The organism is Microcoleus sp., assembly GCF_049646505.1.
Classification (GTDB): domain Bacteria; phylum Cyanobacteriota; class Cyanobacteriia; order Cyanobacteriales; family Microcoleaceae; genus Microcoleus.
Genome location: NZ_JBARVX010000572.1, coordinates 15,097 through 37,111 on the forward strand (window position 1 = coordinate 15,097; position 22,015 = coordinate 37,111).

Here is a 22,015-nt window from a genome sequence, read left to right on the forward strand (position 1 = left end):
GAGTTTGACATTGATTTAGTCGGAAAACCGCTCAAAAAACACAAATTGCAGCAAATAATTTCAAGTCAATCATCGACTGGAGTCAAGAATGCCTAAAATAGAACAGCGATTTGATTACGTAAAGATTGGGTTAGCTTCACCAGAAAGAATTCGACAGTGGGGAGAAAGAACTTTGCCCAACGGTCAGATGGTGGGCGAAATCGTCAAACCTGAGACGATTAACTACCGCACATTAAAACCGGAAATGGACGGGTTGTTTTGCGAGCGCATTTTTGGCCCAGCAAAAGATTGGGAATGTCATTGCGGCAAGTACAAAAGAGTTCGTCACAGAGGCATTGTTTGCGAGAGATGCGGTGTTGAAGTCACTGAGTCTCGCGTTCGCCGCCACCGGATGGGATTTATCAAATTAGCGGCTCCAGTGGCTCACGTTTGGTATCTCAAAGGCATTCCGAGTTACATGGCAATTTTGTTAGATATGCCCCTGCGAGATGTCGAACAAATTGTCTATTTCAATGCCTACGTTGTCCTGAATGCTGGTAATGCTGAAAAACTGCAATACAAGCAATTGCTGACAGAAGATGCTTGGCTGGAAATAGAAGACGAACTTTATAGCGAAGATTCTACGCTGACCGGCGTAGAAGTAGGGATAGGTGCTGAAGCTTTGCAAGTTTTGCTGCAAAATATTCCCCTAGAAAGCGAGGCGGAAAAGCTGCGCGAAGATATTGCTAATGCTAAAGGTCAAAAACGCGCGAAGTTAATTAAACGCTTGCGGGTAATTGACAACTTTATCGCTACGGGTTCTCATCCCGATTGGATGGTGCTCAATGTGATTCCGGTGATTCCCCCGGACTTGCGGCCGATGGTGCAGCTAGACGGCGGGCGTTTTGCAACGAGCGACCTCAACGACCTTTATCGGAGAGTCATCAACCGCAACAACCGCTTGGCGAGACTGCAAGAAATCCTAGCGCCGGAGATTATCATCCGCAACGAAAAGCGGATGTTGCAAGAAGCTGTGGATGCGCTGATTGATAACGGCCGCCGGGGCCGGACTGTGGTGGGCGCAAACAACCGCCCGCTGAAGTCGCTGTCGGACATTATTGAAGGGAAACAAGGTCGCTTCCGGCAAAACTTGCTGGGGAAACGGGTTGACTATTCGGGGCGTTCGGTGATTGTGGTGGGGCCGAAACTGAAGATTCACCAGTGCGGTTTGCCGAGGGAAATGGCGATCGAACTTTTCCAGCCTTTTGTCATCCACCGCTTGATCCGTCAAGGGTTGGTCAACAACATCAAGGCTGCGAAAAAACTGATCCAGCGCAACGATCCGAGTGTCTGGGAGGTGCTTCAGGAGGTGATTGAGGGGCATCCCGTGATGCTCAACAGAGCGCCGACGCTGCACCGTTTGGGGATTCAAGCTTTTGAGCCGATTTTGGTAGACGGGAGGGCGATTCAGCTTCACCCGCTAGTCTGTCCGGCTTTTAATGCTGACTTTGACGGCGACCAAATGGCGGTACACGTGCCTTTGTCTCTGGAATCTCAGGCGGAAGCTCGCTTGCTGATGTTGGCTTCTAACAACATTATGTCGCCGGCAACGGGAAGACCGATTGTGACTCCTTCTCAAGATATGGTGCTCGGTTGCTATTACTTGACAGCGGAAAATCTTGACGCTCAAAAAGGGGCGGGTCGCTATTTCTCTAATTTTACTGATGCGGTGGTAGCTTACGAACAAGGAATCGTTGATTTGCACTCTTATGTGTGGGTGAGATTTCAAGGCGCGATCGAAAATGTGGAAGCGGAGGGAGAGCCGCTAAAGGTGGAACGATCGACTGACGGTATTGTGACGAAAGAATACAAGTTCCGCCGGATTCGGGAAGACGGAGAGGGCAATTTGCTCAATCAGTTTATTCGCACTACTGCAGGTCGGATTATCTATCACCAAACGATCGAATCGGTAATTAACAATTAGTGGTCAGTTGTCAGTTGTCAGTTGTCAGTTGCTAGTTGGCAGTTGTTATTTGTTAGTTGGCAGTTGTTATTTGTTATTTATTTGTTATTTGTTAGTTGTTATTGGGAATTGAGAATTGGGAATTGGGAATTCGTAGCAAGTAACAACTAACCAATAACAACTAACCAATAACAACTAACCAATAACAACTAACCAATAACAACTAACCAATAACAACTAACCAATAACAACTAACCAATAACAACTAACCAATAACAACTAACAACTGACTACTGCCAACTGCCAACTGCCAACTGACTAATTTTCCAATTACTAACAGCAGAAAAATGACAGAAAAGAAAGAAAATAAAGAAATTGTTTTTCGCAATCGAGTTGTTGACAAAGGTCAGCTCAAAAAGTTAATTTCTTGGTCGTTCATGCAGTACGGAACGGCGCGGACGGCTCAAATGGCAGACAAACTCAAAGACTTGGGTTTCCGTTTCGCAACGCGAGCGGGGGTCAGCATCAGCGTGGACGATTTGCAGGTGCCGCCGATCAAGAGACAGTTGCTCGACTCTGCCGAAGAAGAAATCCGCATCACAGAACAGCGGTACACCAGGGGCGAAATCACCGAAGTCGAACGCTTCCAAAAAGTAATCGACACCTGGAACAGCACCTCAGAAGACCTCAAAGACGAAGTAGTCAAAAACTTCCGCGCCACCGACCCGCTCAACTCCGTCTACATGATGGCTTTCTCCGGTGCCCGGGGCAACATTTCCCAAGTCCGCCAACTCGTAGGGATGCGCGGTCTCATGGCAGACCCCCAAGGCGAAATCATCGACTTGCCCATCAAAACTAACTTCCGCGAAGGCCTCACCGTCACCGAATACATTATTTCTTCCTACGGTGCCCGCAAAGGTTTAGTCGATACCGCCCTCCGCACTGCGGACTCTGGCTACTTAACTCGTAGGTTGGTAGATGTGTCCCAAGACGTAATTGTCCGCGAGGTGGAATGCGGCACTCAGCGGGGGATTCGGGTGCGGCCGATGACTGACGGGGCTACTGTACTGATTCCCCTGAAAGACCGGCTGTTGGGGCGAGTGTTAGCTCGAGATGCGGTACACCCCAAAACCGGAGAAGTTGTGACCTTCGGGAAAGAAAGAGCTCTCCGCAACCAGCCGATTACTGAAGAACTGGCCGAGGCAATTGGTGCGTCGGGCGTAGCCGAAGTGTATTTACGATCGCCCCTAACCTGCGAAGCCACCCGTTCAGTTTGTCAGTGCTGCTACGGCTGGAGTCTGGCCCACCTGAAAATGGTGGATATGGGCGAGGCGATCGGGATTATTGCCGCTCAGTCGATCGGCGAACCCGGAACCCAGCTCACCATGCGTACTTTCCACACAGGCGGCGTGTTTACCGGAGAAGTCGCCAAACAAGAACGCGCACCTTTTGCCGGTACGGTCAAATTCAAAAACTTGCGAACCCGTTCCTTCCGCACCAGACACGGCGAAGAAGCCCTAGTAGCCGAAAATAACGGCAAACTCGTATTGGAGGGCGAGGGTTTCGAGGAAGGCAAATCCGGGGCCAAAAATCAGAAACTCAAAATTGAACTGGCGATCGCGATCGGTTCTACAGTCATGGCCCGCGACGGACAAAGCGCCCTCCAAGGTCAAATATTGGCAGAAGTACCCATCCTCGGACGCGCCGCCCGCAAAACTACCGAAAAAGTCACTACCGACGTAGCTTCAGATTTGGCGGGCGAAGCCAAATTTGCCGACATCGTGCCCGAAGAAAAAACTGACCGCCAAGGCAACACCACCCGCACCGCCAGCCGCGGCGGACTGGTTTGGATACTTTCAGGAGAAGTCTACAACTTACCCCCCGGCGCCGAACCCGCCGTCAAAAACGGTTCCAGAATTCCCGCCAACAGCGTCATCGCCGAAACCAAACTCATCTCCGAACACGGCGGCGTAGTCCGCATCGCCGACGAGCGAGAAATCGAAATCATCACAGCCCAAGTGTTGCTCGACCAAGCTGTCGTCCGAGCCGAAAGTACCGGCGGCCGAGACCACTACACGATCGAAACTGCCTCCAACCAGCGGTTCTCTCTCAAAACCACACCAGGAAGCAAAGTCATCAACGGCGAAGTCGTCGCCGAACTGATCGACGACACCTACCGCACCGCTACCGGAGGCATCGTCAAATACGCCGGCGTCGAAGTTCAAAAGCGCGGCAAAGCCAAACAAGGACTCGAAGTCATCAAGGGCGGCACCCTGCTGTGGATACCTGAAGAATGCCACGAAGTCAACAAAGATATCGGCCTATTGATCGTCGAAGACGGCCAGTACGTCGAAGCCGGTACAGAAGTAGTCAAAGATATTTTCTGCCAAACCAGCGGTGTAGTCGAAGTTACTCAGAAAAATGACATCTTGCGCGAAATAGTCATCAAACCCGGCACCCTGCACGCAGTTGACCGCCCGCCGCTTTCGCAAACCGAAGGTCAAATTGTCAGCGCCGGTCAAGAAATCTTCCCCGGCTTGATTGCCGAGGAACTCGGCTATGCCGAATATGTCGAAACTCCCGAAGGTCCCGCCTTGCTGCTGCGTCCCGTCATAGAATTTCCCGTACCCGACAAACCGCCCGTACCTTCCCAAACAGCCCTCAACGAGTCGATTTCCCTCAAAGCAGTGCAGCGCTTGCCCTACAAAGACGGAGAGCGCGTCAAGTCAGTCGAAGGACTCGAACTGCTGCGGACTCAGCTTATTTTAGAAATCGGTTCCGGTGCTCCGCAATTGGCCGCAGATATCGAACTGCTGCCCGACGAAGACGATGCTGTAGCTTTTGGAGCAGACGGTTCCGGCCCCGCTTGGGGTACCGCCGATGTTCCCAGTTCTGAAGAATTGGCACTAGCTGAAGGCGATGAAGCCTCACCAGTTTCCAAAACTTTCCGCTTGCAGTTAGTGATTTTGGAATCGCTAGTAATTCGGCGCGACGTATCCGCAGATCCTACTCAGGGCAGCACTCAGACCCGCTTGTTGGTCGAGGACGGACTGTCGATCGCTCCGGGAGCAGTAGTTGCCCGCACAGAGATTCTCTGCAAAGAAGCCGGCATTGTCCGAGGCATCCGCGAAGGACACAGCGAACCCGTGCGCCGCCTCCTAGTGATGCGGGATGCCGATTCTATTTCTGTGCAAGTCCCAGTTGCCCCCAACTTGAGTCCCGGTCAACTGCTAGTGGCCGGTACTGAGGTTGCTCCCGGAATCACCCTCGAAGAGTCCGGTCAAGTCGTGAAAGTCATACCCTCTTCCGACGGCGAACCTGCCAAAATTGTACTCAGGATAGCCCGCCCTTACCGGGTTTCGGCAGGTGCAGTGCTGCACGTAGACGACGGCGACTTAGTGCAGCGCGGAGACAACTTGGTGATTTTGGTGTTCGAGCGAGCCAAAACCGGGGACATTATTCAAGGTTTACCCCGCATCGAAGAATTGCTCGAAGCCCGCAAGCCCAAAGAAGCTTGTGTTTTGGCAAAGCGACCCGGCACCGCTAGGATCGCAGCCGATGACGATGTTGTCGAATTAGCCGTGATTGAAGATGACGGCCGCATTGAGGAGTATCCTTTGTTACCCGGTCAAAATCCGATCGTTTCTGACGGACAGCGGGTAGGCGTCGCCGAATCTCTGACTGACGGGCCTGCAAACCCTCACGAAATTCTGGAAGTGTTTTTCCACGTTCTCAAAGAGCGCCAACCGACTTTTGAGGCTGCTTTGGAGAGTTTCCAGCAGGTGCAGACTTTCTTGGTCAACGAGGTGCAGTCTGTCTATCAGTCTCAGGGCGTAGATATTTCTGACAAGCACATCGAAGTGATCGTGCGGCAGATGACCAACAAGGTGCGGATGGAGGACGGCGGCGACACTACCATGCTCCCCGGAGAACTGGTCGAACTGCGCCAGGTAGAGCAGGTCAACGAAGCCATGTCAATTACCGGAGGAGCGCCCGCCGACTACACTCCGGTGCTGTTGGGAATTACTAAAGCTTCGCTCAATACCGACAGCTTTATCTCCGCAGCTTCCTTCCAAGAAACTACGCGGGTGCTGACTGAGGCGGCAATCGAAGGCAAGTCCGACTGGCTGCGCGGCCTCAAGGAAAACGTAATTATCGGACGCCTGATTCCCGCCGGTACCGGCTTCAACGCCTACGAAGATGCCAGCGTTCAGGATGCCGGTTTTGAGGGTGCGGTGTTTGACGACGATTTCCAGGATTTGCAGGAGGATGTGGTACTTGATGACCGTACTGCGCGCCGCAAATATACGATCGAGAGCGGTTTCGAGATCGGATCTGCTTCTGACATTGAGGCTGATGAAGATTTTGAGGAAGTTGAGGTTGATGAGGACGATTTGGTCGGTCCGACTGATGATTCTTTGGGAGTTTTGGCTGATGAGGATGACGATATCGGTTTCGATTTCGATGAGGACGACGACTAATTGTTAGTTTCTTGCGGTTGTTGTTAGTTGTTAGTTGTGAGTTGGTAGTTGGCAGTTGGCAGTTGGCAGTTGGCAAATGTTAGGAAAGCAGTTGTTAGCTTTTATTAGCAAATGCTTAATGCCAAATGTGAGGAAAGCAGGAAATCTGTTGTTATTAGCTACTGCCAACTACCAATTAGCTACTGCCTGCTGCCAACAACTAACTGCAAATTTGCTGTTAGTTGTTAACATAGTAATCCTCTCACCATATCGTTTCCGGTTGCATCGAAATCATAAAATTGAGTCAACAGTTAATACTCAACCATTCAGTTTTTCGACCCGCCAACAATCAACAGTCAACAATCAACAGTCAGCAGTCAACAGTCAGCAGTCAACAGTCAACAGTCAACAATCAACAATCAACAATCAACAGTCAACAGCCAACAATCAACAGTCAACAGTCAACAGTCAACAATCAACAGTCAACAATCAACAGTCAACAGTCAACAATTCCGGTATGAGTGCAACCGGAATTGATATCATTTCTCTAATTCAATGCAGGGGAAATTCGCCATTGAAGAGCCCCGATCGATCGGGGCTAGACAAAGAAAGGCACTACCGCGCAAAATTTTGCCAATCATTTAGGATTGCTACATTCCCCGGATTTGGTATATAGCGGTTCTCACAAAGGTGAGGTATGCCCGATGCTTTTAGGCCCAATGCCCTATGCCCTATGCCCGATGCTCTTCGGCCCGCTGCCCGCGAGAGCACCTCATCTTTCTGAGAAAGGCTATATTGCTCACTCGGGGAGCAAAGCCTTGATCTGAGCGACAAACTCTTGATGGTCTACTACGGGTTTAGAGATGTAACCGTCCGCACCGCTTTGATTCAGAAAAGTTTCTCTGTCACCGGCCATCGCGTGAGCTGTTACCAAAATAATCGGCAGCGAGGCCGTTTGCGGGTCTGCTTTCAGCATTTGAGTAATCTTAATGCCGTCAACAGCTTTTCCCTGGTAAACGCTGCGCGAAAGAGACACATCCATTAAAATTAAATCAGCTTCCCCTGAAGCAGCAATCTGCATCACCTCTTCAACATTTTCTGTGTGCTTAACCGCTAAGCCACCCCGCTTAGTCAGAATTTTAGAAAAAACTCGAGCATTAACCAAATCGTCCTCTACAATCAGAACGGTTTTCATCTTTGCGCTCTCCTAAATACCACCTTCAAAGGCGCTGTACTCAGCACCGGGGAGGTGGGAGGAAAGAATGGGCAGCACTTAGGTTGCATACGAATAACCATCTTTTTTGTGAATGTGTTTGCAATACTTGTCAACTACCCCACGCATAGAATGCAAGGCTTTGTGTACCGCCTGCAAGGCTGCGAGACAGTTTAGTGGTTTTTTGCAACTAAACCTGACACTGACGATCGTCTCAAGATTCCTGAGCAAGTACGCCGGCGGGATTAAACAGAACCATGTAACAGTATGTAAACAAAGCTGACGAGTTCTGCTAGAGGGCATTGTGGATACTTTACGATTGTTTGCATAGTTGCGCGCGACCGGCGCCGACTTACTTTGCCGGTTTTTAGTATTCTGTCTTTGGGTCAAGCCTGCGACTGAGAGTCGGGGAGGTGTGACAATTATTTTATTTCCTGTTCTTAGAATAAAGCAATGTTTATTCATCTACTCCCGCTGCAGCATTCGGAGTAGCGAACATACCGGGGATTGTTGCGGATTCTCAATTCTGGCGTTGCGGGCGATCGACACGACTTGAAAAATTGACGCTTCGGTTCATCAGGCACAGGTCAGATTAGAATATCACGAGGAGAGCTTTTGACTGCTGAATTTTTCACGATCGGCATTTGTGAGCGATTATCAGAAAAGCATGACTGTAAATCTACCTTCTCGCGGCGGGCGGTAAATACAGGTAGACGCAAAGGTCGGCAATATAGAGATTAAGGTAAGAGTTGAGAGCAAGAAGCAAGTGTTGCCCGTCTTCGGCATTCTGATTGTGCTTGAACCTGTTAAATTTATTTTTATCCTCCCGCTGGGCGGTTTTGTCGAACTTTTGGTTCGCAGCACCAGCAAACGCTTTTCATTCGAGACAGGCAACCTGAGCATTATTGACAGAGGCTGTCTTCACTCAGGAATTAACGGACACAAGGACTCATGGCCAAACAACTAAACCTACTTTCCGGGCAAGTAATTTCTACGCCTCTGCACGCCGAGATGCAGCAATCGTACCTCGAATATGCCATGAGTGTGATCGTCGGGCGAGCTTTGCCTGATGTCCGCGACGGTTTAAAACCCGTGCACCGTCGAATTTTGTACGCGATGCACGAACTCGGTTTGACGCCCGATCGACCTTACCGCAAGTGCGCTCGGGTGGTTGGAGATGTTTTGGGAAAATATCACCCCCACGGCGACCAATCGGTTTACGACGCTCTGGTGCGGATGGTTCAGGAGTTTTCGAGCCGCTATCCTTTGCTGGCGGGACACGGCAATTTCGGTTCGGTGGACAATGACCCGGCTGCTGCGATGCGCTACACGGAAACTAGGCTCGCACCGATCGCCCACGAAGCTATGCTAACCCAAGTCGGCGATGCAACTGTTGATTTTGCAGCTAACTTTGACAGTTCCGAACAGGAACCCACCGCACTGCCGGCTCAGTTGCCGTTTCTGCTGCTCAATGGGTGTACTGGGATTGCTGTGGGGATGGCAACTAATATTCCGCCGCACAATTTGGGAGAGGTGGTAGACGGTTTAATTGCTTTGATTGAAAATCCCGAAGTCTCAGACGAGAAGTTGATTGAACTGATTCCGGGCCCGGATTTTCCGACGGGAGGCGAAATCGTCGCTACACAGGGCATTGTTGATGCCTACACTAAGGGTCGAGGCAGCATTGCGGTCAGGGGTGTGGCTGGGGTGGAAGAAGTGCCTGGTAATCGCAAGGTGCGGACTAAAACGGCGATCGTGGTGACGGAGTTTCCGTTTCAGGTGAATAAGGCGAGTTGGATTGAAAAGGTGGCGGATTTGGTGAATGCCGGCCGCCTCGACGGTATTTCTGATTTGCGCGATGAGAGCGATCGCGATGGCATTCGAGTTGTGATTGAACTCAAGCGGGAATTTGCTCCCGAAGCGGTGCTAGCTCGTCTTTACCAACAAACTGACCTGCAAACAAATTTTGGTGCGATTTTGCTGGCAATTGTCAACGGTCAACCCCGACAGTTGACGCTCAGACAATTGTTGCAGGAATTTCTGGATTTCCGAGAAGTGACGATCACCAGGCGCTACAATTACGAGTTGCAGGTGGCAGAACGTCGGTGTCACATTGTCCAAGGCTTAATGTTGGCTTTGACAAATCTCGATACGACGATCGACATTCTCAGAAATTCTCCTGATGGTACTACTGCTAAGCAAACTTTCCAAGTTCGCCTCGATTTGAGCGAAAGTCAATCTGATGCGATTTTGGCGATGCCGATGCGCCGGCTGACTGGTTTGGAAAGGCAACATTTGCAAGCCGAACTGGATGAGTTGACGGGAAATATTCAAGAATTGCAGCGGTTGTTGGGCGACAGGCGCGAACTTTTGAAGGCTTTGAAGAAGGAATTGCGATCGCTCAAACGCAAGTACGCTGACCCCCGCCGCACTAAATTTGCTAGGGAAACAGGACGCGCGGCCAAGACAGACACACAATTTTCTGGTAAGAAAAATTCTGGACTCAAGCAGTTATCGCCGGCAACGATTCAGCCTAACTTATTGCCGGTTCTAGAGCCTGAAGAAACAATTGTTGAATTTTCGCACAAGCAGTACGTGCGGCGCTTGCCGGCTAACGATCGCCCGCGCTCGAAAAGTCGCGAAAAATCGGTTTCAGCTTTAGAAAAAAATGAAGATTTTATTGTGACTGCAGAGCTGACTAAAACCGATCGCACTTTGGTAGTCTTAACTCCTAACGGCAAAGCTTACCCGCTGAAAGTGGCTGATATTCCTAGTAGTAACGGAAAAGACCGGGGAAAGCCGATTGTTGGTTTGTTATCCCCGAGTGCTACCAAAGATAGTGCCGATCTCGCTTTTTCGGAAATTACTGTTGCACACTTTATTTTGCCAGAAAATTTGGAGGGGGCGGAGTTGGTCGCTCTGACTCAGCAAGGCAAAATTAAACGCTTGCCGGTACAGGAATTGGCCGATTTGACTAATCGCGGCATTACTGTTGTTAAACTCAAGGAGGACGATCGGCTCCTCCGCGCAAGTCTGAGCAAAGTCGGCGAGCAAGTGGCCGTCGCAACTTCGGGAGGCCGAGTCCTCCGGTTTGAGGTCGATAACGAACAACTGCCGCCAATGGGCCGCAGCGCCCAGGGTTCTCAAGTAACCAGGTTGCGGAAGCAGGAACAGTTGGTGGGTTTTATGACGATCGACCCGGAAGACAGTCTGGTGTTAATTTCGGAGTTGGGTTGGGCTAAACGAATGCCTGCAGGTTCTGTCAGACTGACTAACCGCGGCGAAATTGGCACTCAAGCTTTTCGTTTCGCAGAACCTAAAGATACTTTGGTTGGCTTGCTGCGAGCTGTTCCGGGTACGGATGTTAAACTTTTTACTACTTCTGGCCGCTTGCTGCGATCGACTACTGATGCTATAGCTTTTTGGGGGAAAGGTGCTCCGGGCGATCGAGTTTTTGACCTCAATCCCGGTGAAAAAATTATTAAGGTTATTAGCAGTCAATAGTCAGCAGTCATTAGTCATTAGTCATTAGTCATCAGTCATTAGTCCGCAGTCATTAGTCAACAGTCATAAGACTTGTTCCCAGGCTCTGCCTGGGAATACATACCTGGAGGCTCTGCCTCCAATTCCCCCAATTCCCAATTCTAAAAATCTAAACTCTAAACTCTAAAATATAAAATCTAAAATTGTTTGATGGCGAAAGTTGTATTAGAAAATATCTACAAAAGTTTCCCACTCCGCCAAGGAGAACAGGAAAAAAAAGCAAACAACGTCGCAGAAAGTGTCTCGCCCGAAGCCTCTAGTTCAACTTCTAACAGCGTTTTGCGGCGGATTAACCTGACGGTCGAAGACGGGGAATTTATGGTGCTGGTGGGGCCTTCTGGCTGCGGAAAAAGCACTCTGCTGCGATCGATCGCCGGTTTGGAAGTTTTGACTGCCGGCAATATTTGGATTGGCGATCGCCTCCTCAACGATTTGCCCCCCAAAGACCGAAATATCGCTATGGTATTTCAAAATTATGCTCTCTATCCTCACTTAACAGTTTACGATAATCTCGCCTTTGGATTGCGTCGCTCTCAGAAGTCCGAGGGAAGAGGGAAGAAGGAAGAAGGAAGAAGTCCGAGGGAAGAAGGAAGAAGAGACAGAGATAGAGACAGAGGCGGAAAAAAGCAGCTTGGTTCAGGCAGAAACAATTAAAAATAAGGTAAAAGAGGTGATTAATTATTTAGCTTCTAATACTTTAAACAAAGAGCAGATATATACTTTAGGGGAAGACTTTTTAGTTGGAGCAACTCGCAAGCTTCCTCCGGGGTTGCGCTATTTTTCGGAACGGGAAAAGGCTGTAGGCAAAAGAGTTAGGGCGGTAGCTCAATTATTGCAAATAGAACCGCTTTTAAATCGCTTGCCGAAACAACTTTCGGGAGGACAAAAGCAGCGAGTAGCTTTGGGTAGGGCGATGGCTCGAAATCCTGAAGTTTTTTTGATGGACGAACCGCTATCTAATCTTGATGCGAAATTGAGGGCCCAAACGAGATCGCAAATTGTGCAGTTGCAGCGACAGTTGGGAACTACGACTATTTATGTGACTCACGATCAGACTGAGGCGATGACTATGGGCGATCGCATTGCGATTATGAATGCAGGTCAGCTTCAGCAAGTCGCTCAACCTCTGGAGCTTTACAACAACCCCGCTAATCTATTTGTGGCTGAGTTTATCGGTTCTCCGCCGATGAATTTTTTGCCGGTGCAGTTTACAGCCCCGCTGTTGATTTCTCACCCGCAATTTCGCTTTACTTTACCGGATATTTGGGCAAAAAATCTACAGCAATATGACGGGCGAGAGCTGATTTTGGGCATCCGACCCGAACATCTGAGCATTCACCCTCCTGCTACTAAAAATCTGTCTGTACAAGTGGAAATTGTGGAGGCTTTGGGACACGAAACTTATTTGCGGGTGTGTTTGACTGATGCTCCGGCTGTGCGGATGCAGGTGCGGGTTCCTCCTGAGCGATCGGTCTGTGTTGGCGAGGAGCTTTGGTTGGCCGTCGCCCACGACAAAATTCACTTGTTTGACCCGGATACCGAGTTGGCTATTTTCCCTCGCTAGGCGAAATTCTCAAGGTCGATCGGCCTTTGTGACCGATATCACACACCATAAACTTGCATTTTTCTCAAGTTATTGTTATATTAATTTACACAAGCCTTACAAAAGTTAACCAAAGGAGTTCGCACTATGCAAGAACAAAAACGCAATGCTTGGAACTGGGGCTTCAGCGAAGGAGCTGAAAATTGGAACGGTCGTTTGGCAATGATTGGTTTCTCAGCCGCTGTCATTATCGAATTGGTTTCCGGTCAAGGCGTGCTTCACTTCTGGGGGCTAATGTAGTACGATTTGAGATTTGAGATTGCAGAATTGGCAAGCCATTCTTTTTTTTCAACTCAATCTAAATTGTTAGTTAAGATTTTTTAGACAGTGCAAAGCTTGGGAGTTCCTTTCGGGACTCCCAAGCTTTTGCCCGCGCGCTTTGAGCAGCGCAATTTTGGCAGCGGGATTTACCCCCAGCAAATACTGATATCGTTTCCGGTTGCATCGGAATAATAAAATCGAGTCAACAGTTAACACTCAACCATTCAGTTTTTCGACCCGCCCGTCAACAGTCAGTAGGGGCGGTGCCTGTGAGTGCGGGCCCTCTTAACAGTCAACAGTCAACAGTCAACAGTCAACAGTCAACAGTCAACAGTCACCTGACGGTGCAACTGGAATTGATATGACTTGCTCCCGTGCATTTAGCAGCAACAAGTTTAACAGCGATCGCTCTTTTGGGGGCAAGGGGTTGCCCCCCCAAAAAAGGGCGAATCATTCTTTTGGGTGATGCCAGACAAATACTCTAGCGGATATATTCTTTTAAGATGCTGTTGCGGTTGGGGTGGCGCAACTTCCGCAGCGCTTTAGCCTCGATTTGACGAATCCGCTCGCGAGTGACGTTAAAGATTTGACCAATTTCCTCTAAGGTCTTCATCCGTCCGTCATCTAAGCCGTAACGCAGCCGCAACACATCTCGTTCTCGCGGGCTCAGAGTATCCAAAACACTTTCTAAGTCTTCTCTTAGCAAGTTTTTAGAGACTTGATCTTCTGGCGTTTCTCCGTCAGATTCAATGAAATCTCCCAGGCGCGAGTCTTCCTCTTTGCCGATCGGAGTTTCTAGAGAAATTGGCAACTGTGCGGATTTAGCAATGAAACGCAACTTCTCGATCGTCATTTCCATCTTAGTCGCGATTTCTTCTTCCGTAGGCTTGCGACCCATTTCCTGAGAAAGAAGTTTGGTAGTTTTTTTGATCCGCGAGATGGTTTCGTAAAGGTGCACTGGTAGGCGGATCGTCCGGGATTGGTCGGCGATTGCTCTGGTGATGGCTTGACGTATCCACCAAGTTGCGTAGGTGGAAAATTTGTAGCCTTTTTCGTGGTCGAATTTTTCTGCAGCTCGGATCAGACCCAAAGAGCCTTCCTGAATCAAATCTTGGAAAGATAAACCGCGGTTCATGTACTTTTTGGCGATCGACACCACCAAACGCAGGTTTGATTGCACCATCTTCTCCTTCGCCCGCCGACCTACGTGGAGTCGGTGACGGAACGCAGGCAGCGCCATATCTACAGCATTAGCCCACTCATTATCTTTGGGCTCGCGGGCTAACTCTTCGAGCAGTTGTTCTCGAACTCGCTCTAATTCCAGCAAATCGGCAATCTTGCGGGCGAGTTCAATCTCTTCGTCAGCTCGCAGCAGCCTAATGCGACCGATTTCTTGGAGGTAAAGACGAATAGAGTCTTCAGTATAGTGCTTTTTCTTTGCCTGAACCCGACGGCGGGCTTTCGCACCTTTGCCAGTTTTAGTGTCGTCTTCCTCAGATGGGTTGTCTAGAAAATCTTCTCGATCGTCATCTTCGTCGATAAAGAGTTCCAACTCGCTTTCGGGTAGAACGTTTTTGGCGTTCCGAAGCAAATCGATTGTTTCCATTTCGGGTGTGATTTTGGTTTCGAGTACGGTGTTAGCCTGGGTCATGCCGCCTTCCTCATGCTCCTGAATTAAAGAATGAATAAATAACAGTGGAATAGTGTCTGTTTGTAGTTTAGACAAATTAGCCAGTATTGACATTTCTGCAGGAAAAAATAGTGGAATTTTCGGTCTGCCCAATGCAGCATTGACCGAAACAGCACCAGTTTTACCAGTCAAATTTCGACTTCTGGCTGAAAGAAGCAGCGAGTACATTCAATCGATCGCAGATTTTTAATGTCGCGGTCTAGATTGAGGGTGCGGCTTTTTCTTTCGCAGCAATCTTTCGCATCACCTGCGATACCTTGCTCAGAGAAAAGAACTTAGAGATGCGATCGATCGCACGTCAAAATACTGGCTTTTTTTTTTACGCGGGACTTCGATCTTTTTCCTGTACCAGTTTTATGGTACAGAACCCTCTAACTTTTGTGTTTGAGGTGTCGAACTTTTGATTTACCTGCTGCGTGCGAGTGACGATTTTGTCAGAAGACATCACAGTTGCACGGCGAATTTTCGCCATCTTAGATGTGAGCCTCCTGCTTCAAACGCAACACTTTTAGAGTCGAAGCACCAAATGGTGAGAATCGGATCTTGCAAAGTCCCTTCCGATTGTAGCCGTTCTCACAAAAAATGGAAGTTATTTTCCGTTTTTTGTCAAGAACTAGGAAAACTTTGTCAGCTTAGCTTAACAATAGCGACTCGTGGCTGATGCAGCTAAATCCTGAGAACGGCCCATAAAAACTTGGGTACGATCGAGCGGCGCTGTTTTCGGCGCCTGTGTGGGTGAGCGGCTGCAGCGCAGTCTGCCAGACAACGAGCAGACAATGTTTGACTTGCCCCAATTGAGACCAATAAAAGCGGTGTAGATGCACCCATCATTACCCTGTTTCCCTGAATTGAATCATACGCAATCTGCGATCGAATAAAGCTTGCGAGCTTTAGTTGTAAATCGGCAACTCTAGATTAGAAACCGACGATTTCCCCAAATGAAGCGTTGCGGGTTTAGTAGTGCAACAGGGGCTTTCTTTGTTAAGTTAGCTCAAATCCCAGAAATTGGGTTTAATTATGATGTTAAATCACATTAAGTTCTTAACGTCACATTCTCATTTAAGCAGTTCGACACGAGTTTGTCGCGGTGAGTGGCAAAAACCACCCGGATAAATTCTACTCAGAGTCAACCCGCCGCGCAACAGGCTGCTGCAAACTTCTCTCAAGTTTGCTGGCTTTGGGCTCGCACTCTGGCGATCCAATAGCTGCAAGCTTCGCTAACGCACATTCTCACAAGCAACACAATTCGCTATTTAAGAGAGCCACAACTTCACGGTTTTTTTAAATATATCGTAACAGTGTGAAGATTTAATAAAGCAAATTAATCAATTTTAAGTAAAATTACTGGTTGTGTGCGGATAATTTTAAGCAGACAGAACAAAAGCCGCATGGGGCGTTGCTGCAACTGTCGGCAGATGATAACTCTGCAAGGGAAGGAAAATTTACCCAGTTAGCGATGTGCTTGCTATTGTTGGAGAAGGCACAAGCTGCAGAATGCGCTTAAAGATGTGGAGCGGTAGGACGCTGGTGCGATCGCTCAAAGTTTTGTTACATTTATTTACAGCGTATCGTCCGAAAGCGCGGCTCTAGGTTTGATCTCTAAATCATCGATCGCGCTGCTAGCTCAGCAATGACGAGAGCGAAATTTGTCTATAAAGTTGATTATACCTGCTTACTATTGATGATTTCTAATAAACCTTGATAAAAGACTTTGAAGCTTTTAGAGCGATTTGATTTAGGATTCATATATTTAGAAATTTCGCTAGAGGCTTTATATTTTTCTAGTCCTCCCGGATGATATCCAGCTTTTTTCAGGACTCTTTCCAAAGCCTCCCATGTACCCCCTTTAATAGCATCGGGGTCGCGATACGGTTGTTGATTAGCTAAATTGGCAGAGACTTTAGGATAAGCTTGGCGAATTGCTGGAACGTCTCCAAAAAACCATGCTTCTAATTCTTCTACCACAATTCGATTTAAGACTTGAAATGATTTATCTTTTTGACAGGAAGATTTAGTGATTAATCCGGCTAATATTGCTATATCTTCTAGTTGCTTTTTTAATTTAAGACAATCTTCTCGATCTTCATCTATTAAAATAACAATTTTCCAATCCGGGGGAAGCCATGCTTGATAACCTTTCAAACGATTAGGCACTTTAGCAAGTAAATCTGGTTTTCCTCGAAAAGCATGAATCTTAGAGCTAACAGTCGATGGCAATATTTTCGGCAAAAGCTGGGTCAAAGCTGATTCTAGGGAGGCTTCTTCCACTAAAAACTCAAGATGCAAAATGCTCACCTTCTCTTTATTTTAACTTTAAAATCATTGCGGTGCACCCGCATTTTTAAGCGGATTTCCCACATCAAAGAAATCTTCCATCCACAGCGAACCCAGTAATGCACCGTGTTCCATAAATTTTTTTACTCCCTGCATATCTGCGGTTCTTTTTGCTTGAGTAAAACCTTTCTCATCTCGATATAATACCCATAATTCCTCTGGCTTCAAACTATCCACAAAAAAGGGAGAATGCGTTGTCACCATTAATTGAGTATTCGCAGAAGCCGAACGACATTCTTCTGCAAGCTGAGGTAATAATCGCGGATGTAAATGATTCTCTGGTTCTTCTATCCCCACTAATTGCGGGGGATTTGGGTCAAATAATACTATCAAATAAGCTAAGAGCTTTAACGTACCATCAGAGGCAAATTTTGCCAGAATTGGATGAGTAAAAGGAGCATCTTTAATTTCCAACAAAAGTCTGCCATCCTGCATGATTGAGGCTTCGACTTTTTCGAGGCGTGGAATACGAACGGAAAGGGTTTTTAGTATTTGTTCTAACCGTTGGGGATGTTGTTCTTTTAGGTATTGGATAACATTGGGTAAATTGTCACCCGTGGGAGATAATCTTTCCTGTGCACCTGCTTCGGGAAGGCTGCGGGTATGATCGGCGGTTAAATATGATAAATACCAGCCTGTAATAAAGCGTCTTAAAGCACTAACACGGGGATGTTTGGTAAATTGTCCTAATGTATTTACGGCTAATAATTCAGATGATGCTAGTTGTTCGGTGATCCTTTCACCTTCTTCATCAGGACTTTCGCCACTAATGACTTGTCCTTCCCCTTTTTTGAAGTCTAAAAAACGAAAGGGTTTTCCTCTTCCAGATTTTCCGCGTCGCCAATGCAACCATTCTTCAGCAATAAAGGGACGATTATTTTCTTCATCTATAGCGAGATGATAGGTAATTAAAGGCGAGTCGGATGTCTCTCGATATTTTAATTCAATGATAATGCAGCCTTCGCTGTCTCTGGTGCGTAATTCTCGAAATCTGCCCCGTCTATCCCAGGCTTTTCTGAGGCTTTCGGTGAAACATTCGGATAGGAAAGCGAAAACATCGAAAATAGTTGACTTTCCGCTACCGTTGGGGCCTAAGAAGACAGTTAAGGGGGTGAGGTTTTTGAGTTCTAGATTGTGCAAAGCACGGTAATTTTGGACTTTGAGATATTCTATACGGGGAATATTTTTCATGATTTCACCTCCTCAATTATAATCTCGGTTTTTTCTATCCTAATTTCTCTTTTAACGAACCGCGAAGACGCAAAGAACGCGAAGTCAGAAAAGAGAGGAAGAAAAAATTAGAGTCTTGACGGGTAAATTAATTTAACCGCGAGACAAATTATTGTTGATTTCGCAGCCGAGGGTTAACAAATTCGTTCAATCCTTCTCCTACCAAAGATAGACCGACTACCATTAAAGTCATCGCCAAACCGGGAAACAAAGCTGTCCACCAAATGCCTGTAGGTAGCGCATCTAAAGCTAAACGCAAGTCGTGTCCCCATTCGGGGGTTTGTTCGGGAAGTCCTAATCCGAGAAATCCCAAGCCTCCTAATGTTAAAATGGCATCGGCGGCGTTGAGCGCAAACAGCACGGGTACGCTCTGAATGACGTTCAGAAACAGGTAGCGCGAAAGCACAGTCCACGTGTCGGCACCCATTGCTCGCGCGGCTTCGACAAATAATTCGGTTTTGACGCTGGCGGTGTGATTCCTGACGACGCGGTAATATTGAGGGATGTAGGAAATGCTCAGGGCGATCGCAGCGTTGAATACTCCTCTTCCTACTACAAATGCCAGTGTCAAGGAAAGCAGCAGCCCCGGCAAAGTATAAATTGTATCCATTAAAAATAACAGCGATCGATCGAGCTTACCGCCCAAATAACCGCTAAGCAAACCTAGCGGTACGCCGATAAACAAGCTCAAAGCTGTGGCTAAAATCACCACTTGCCAAGCAGCCCTAGAAGCAAACAGCGTGCGGGAAAAAACATCGTAGCCGCTGCGGCTGGTACCAAACCAATAATTCGCCGATGGCGGTTCGTGAATCGGATTAATCAAAGCATCGGTAGGATTTTGCAGCCATCCCCAAGCTTGCATGGCCGGAGACAAAGTGGCTACCAACACAAACACGGCAGTGATTGTCAAACCCGCCCACATCATTTTCATTGACAGGCTGGACTTTGAGGCAAGGTTGAGAAATTTCGGCAGTCGCAGGCGGCTTTGGGTCATAATCGATCGTTAGTCCGTCAAATTAGTTTTCAACAGCATATCAATATTTACCAAAAACCATAGGAAGACTTTTTAACCGCAGATGAACGCAGATACACGCAGAGCGGATTACATCAGCGTTCATCCGTGTTCATCCGCTGATATCTGCGGTTAAAAACTCTTCGCTAATTTGCATTCCTACAAATTGCTGGCAATTAACTCGCGGTACTGACTTTTCGGCTTAACTCCTTTGAGTTCGACTACCAATTCTTTGTCTTTGAAATACTGAATCGTCGGCGTACCAGTCACGCCAGCATTTTCAGCAATTTCTGGATCTTCTTCAATGTCGATTTCCACATAGTGAATTTTGCCCTCGAACTCATCTACTACTTTGCTCAAAATCGGCTTGAGACTGTGACAAGGGCCGCAAGTCGGAGCGGAGTATTTGACTACAATTAGTCGATCGCTATCGTGGAACAACTTCCGCAAAGCATAACCTCCTTCGTGGCGCGTGTCTTCGATATCAAAATTCTCATCGGTTTTGCGGACTTTTGGAGCTTCCGGCGCAGAAGCTGGCTGCTCGGATTCCTCGGTTTGATGGAATTCCTGCGTTAAATCGTTCGACGATAGCCAACGTTCTGCCAGCATCGCTCCCATACAACCGCTACCTGCTGCAGTAACGGCTTGGCGAAACTCGTGGTCTTGCACGTCGCCCACGGCGTAAACTCCCTCGACGCTAGTTTCTACCGTGCCGTGTTTGGTGGCGATGTAACCTACTTCGTCGAGTTCTAGCTGACCTTGGAACAGTTGAGTGTTGGGAGTGTGACCGATCGCATAAAACAATCCCTTCACCTGCAAATCTGTTTCAGCGCCCGTCTCGACATTTCTAATTTTCAACCCATCCATTTTGCTCCCCGGCACTCCCAAAACATCTACAGCTTCGGTGTTCCAGTGCACGGTGATTTTGGGATTGCTCAGCACTCGGTCTTGCATGGCTTTGCTGGCGCGCATTCGATCGCGCCGCACCAGCATATTTACGTGAGAGCCGTATTTTGTCAAATAAATAGATTCTTCCGCTGCGGTATCGCCCGCGCCGATGACTGCTAAATCAACTCCTTTAAAAATTGGGGTAGCGCCGTCACAAATCGCACAGGCAGAAATGCCGTGGCTCCAAAATACGTGTTCGCTAGGCAGACCCAACCTTTTTGCTGTTGCGCCTGTAGCGATTACTATGGTGTGGGTTTTGATTTCTCGGTCTTCCGATCGCACTGTAAATGGACGATTCGTTAAATCAACAGAAATTACATCTTCGGTGTATAATTGGGCACCCCACCGCACTGCTTGAGCTTTCATCCGATCCATCAGTTGCGGCCCGGTGATGCCTTCGGGAAAGCCGGGGAAGTTTTCGACTTCTGTGGTGGTCATCAGTTGACCGCCGGGAATGCCTCCCATTTGGTAGCCTTCAAAGACTACGGGTTTGAGGTTGGCTCTCCCGGCGTAGATGGCTGCGGTGTAGCCTGCTGGGCCTGAGCCGATAATTACTAGGTTTTCTACAGTTTCGTTGGTCACAGTTATTTATTCAAACTCATAACGACTTCGTTTAACTCATTTTAGCAGAGAGCGAGCGTATTTCTATTTTTGAGGGCGATGAGGGCGATCGGCACAACTCAAGGCTGTTGGATAAGCAAAAATAATCAAAAAACTAATCTTGTTTTAAATGTTCAATCAATCTCCGGAAAACCCCAAAAATAGGCCCCCTTGACTATTGATTCCATTCTCATTTACTTGACGAATTTGCGCCGTTTGAGCTATTATACAATTCTGATACTCAAGGGGTGCTATAACTATTTTTTGTACTTGGACGCTGAAACCTTTTAAAATCGTAGAATAAACGAACTCAACCAATGCAATTCATACAACTTTGCTATGCAAAATACGCATTTTATAGTTTAAGAATTGTAACGAAAATTTAGGTGGATTTGACAAAATACAGTTTTTGTGATATGGAAGGTGCTGTGGGGGAATTTGGATGAGGATTTTTAACCGCAGATGCAGGCGGATTGACGCGGATTGACGCAGATAAGATGGAATTTTGCTTTTTAAATTTGTGGATAATACCAAGATATTGTTTGTGTGCAGCCAAAACAAGTGGAGAAGTTTGACTGCACAGAAGATGTGCGAGAATGTTAGCGGCTTGAGTGTGCGATCGGCTGGAACTGAAAAAGGTGCGAGAATTAGAGTAACTGAGGGTTTGCTTGGTTGGGCGGATTTGATATTTGTGATGGAGAAGAAGCACGGCGATCGACTTGCTAGCAAGTTTCCCGCAATTATTCAAGGCAAGCAAGTTATTTGTCTGCAAATCCCTGATAATTACAAATATATGCAGCCGGATTTGGTCGAGATTTTGCAGGCGAAACTCGGTTTGTATCTGGAAATGTCAGACAGTAGGACAGGTTTTATGCAGCGCGTTCTAGAGCCGGAGGTTATGGATTCTTGGGAAGAAGCTGTTGAGTATGACTCGATGGATTTTACTGAGGTGAATGCGGCTTTTGCTAAAAGTGCGATCGCCCTCGGGCCGATATGTGGGAAAATTTTAGATGCTGGGACTGGTACGGCGAGAATCCCGATCGCCATTGCTCGAATCCGCCCTGCTTGGGAGTTGACTTGCATCGATATGTCGGCAAATATGCTGCAATTAGGACTGGAGAATGTGTCTGAGGCGAATGTGCGATCGCAAATTAATCTAGAATTAGTTGATGCTAAAGC

General features: G+C 47.7%; 11 protein-coding genes and 2 pseudogenes. 7 read left to right on the forward strand and 6 right to left on the reverse strand.

What is annotated here, in order from left to right; translation table 11 throughout:
* The first annotated feature begins 88 nt into the window (after positions 1 to 88).
* The 3 genes from WBA89_RS26860 (at position 89) to WBA89_RS26870 (ending at position 7,078) form a co-directional block, all read left to right on the forward strand.
* Entirely contained in the window at positions 89 to 1,963 is a 1,875-nt protein-coding gene (locus tag WBA89_RS26860) for a DNA-directed RNA polymerase subunit gamma (protein ID WP_424410703.1), read from the forward strand.
* Between the two features lie 308 nt (positions 1,964 to 2,271).
* On the forward strand, positions 2,272 to 6,423 hold the full coding sequence (locus tag WBA89_RS26865; RefSeq protein WP_424410711.1) for a DNA-directed RNA polymerase subunit beta'': 4,152 nt from the start codon (positions 2,272 to 2,274) through the stop codon (positions 6,421 to 6,423).
* A 55-nt stretch (positions 6,424 to 6,478) separates the two neighbouring features.
* On the forward strand, positions 6,479 to 7,078 hold the full coding sequence (locus WBA89_RS26870; protein ID WP_424410704.1) for a hypothetical protein: 600 nt from the start codon (positions 6,479 to 6,481) through the stop codon (positions 7,076 to 7,078).
* Positions 7,079 to 7,201: 123 nt separating this feature from the next.
* Here the strand turns inward: WBA89_RS26870 and WBA89_RS26875 are convergent, their stop codons facing one another.
* Positions 7,202 to 7,597 (reverse strand): response regulator, encoded by a 396-nt coding sequence (locus tag WBA89_RS26875; protein ID WP_194063935.1) that lies wholly within the window; start codon positions 7,595 to 7,597, stop codon positions 7,202 to 7,204.
* Between the two features lie 969 nt (positions 7,598 to 8,566).
* Between WBA89_RS26875 and WBA89_RS26880 the strand changes: the two genes are divergently transcribed.
* The 3 genes and pseudogenes from WBA89_RS26880 (at position 8,567) to WBA89_RS26890 (ending at position 13,001) form a co-directional block, all read left to right on the forward strand.
* On the forward strand, positions 8,567 to 11,119 hold the full coding sequence (locus WBA89_RS26880) for a DNA gyrase/topoisomerase IV subunit A (protein WP_424410705.1): 2,553 nt from the start codon (positions 8,567 to 8,569) through the stop codon (positions 11,117 to 11,119).
* 189 nt (positions 11,120 to 11,308) lie between these two features.
* Positions 11,309 to 12,722, forward strand: a pseudogene (locus WBA89_RS26885) (ABC transporter ATP-binding protein).
* 126 nt (positions 12,723 to 12,848) lie between these two features.
* The gene (locus WBA89_RS26890) at positions 12,849 to 13,001 is read left to right on the forward strand and encodes a chlorophyll A-B binding protein (protein ID WP_194063436.1); all 153 of its coding nucleotides are present in this window, start codon (positions 12,849 to 12,851) and stop codon (positions 12,999 to 13,001) included.
* 502 nt (positions 13,002 to 13,503) lie between these two features.
* Here WBA89_RS26890 and rpoD read toward each other — a convergent pair.
* The 5 genes from rpoD to trxB all read right to left on the reverse strand — a co-directional run bounded on the left by rpoD (position 13,504) and on the right by trxB (position 20,818).
* Complete coding sequence (gene rpoD, locus WBA89_RS26895) at positions 13,504 to 14,673, reverse strand: RNA polymerase sigma factor RpoD (RefSeq protein ID WP_424410712.1); 1,170 nt, start codon at positions 14,671 to 14,673, stop codon at positions 13,504 to 13,506.
* 1,701 nt (positions 14,674 to 16,374) lie between these two features.
* Positions 16,375 to 16,980: a DUF4276 family protein gene (locus WBA89_RS26900; RefSeq protein WP_424410706.1), complete on the reverse strand. Its 606-nt coding sequence runs from the start codon at positions 16,978 to 16,980 to the stop codon at positions 16,375 to 16,377.
* Between the two features lie 51 nt (positions 16,981 to 17,031).
* A complete protein-coding gene (locus tag WBA89_RS26905) occupies positions 17,032 to 18,237 on the reverse strand; it encodes an AAA family ATPase (protein WP_193972418.1) in 1,206 nt (401 codons plus the stop codon).
* Positions 18,238 to 18,385: 148 nt separating this feature from the next.
* Positions 18,386 to 19,270 carry an ABC transporter permease gene (locus WBA89_RS26910; protein ID WP_424410707.1) on the reverse strand — a complete coding sequence of 295 codons (885 nt, stop codon included), beginning with the start codon at positions 19,268 to 19,270 and terminating at the stop codon, positions 18,386 to 18,388.
* Positions 19,271 to 19,447: 177 nt separating this feature from the next.
* On the reverse strand, positions 19,448 to 20,818 hold the full coding sequence (gene trxB, locus WBA89_RS26915) for a thioredoxin-disulfide reductase (RefSeq protein WP_424410708.1): 1,371 nt from the start codon (positions 20,816 to 20,818) through the stop codon (positions 19,448 to 19,450).
* A gap of 589 nt (positions 20,819 to 21,407) precedes the next feature.
* Between trxB and WBA89_RS26920 the strand changes: the two are divergent.
* Positions 21,408 to 22,015, forward strand: a pseudogene (locus WBA89_RS26920) (ubiquinone biosynthesis protein UbiE); the annotation flags it as partial.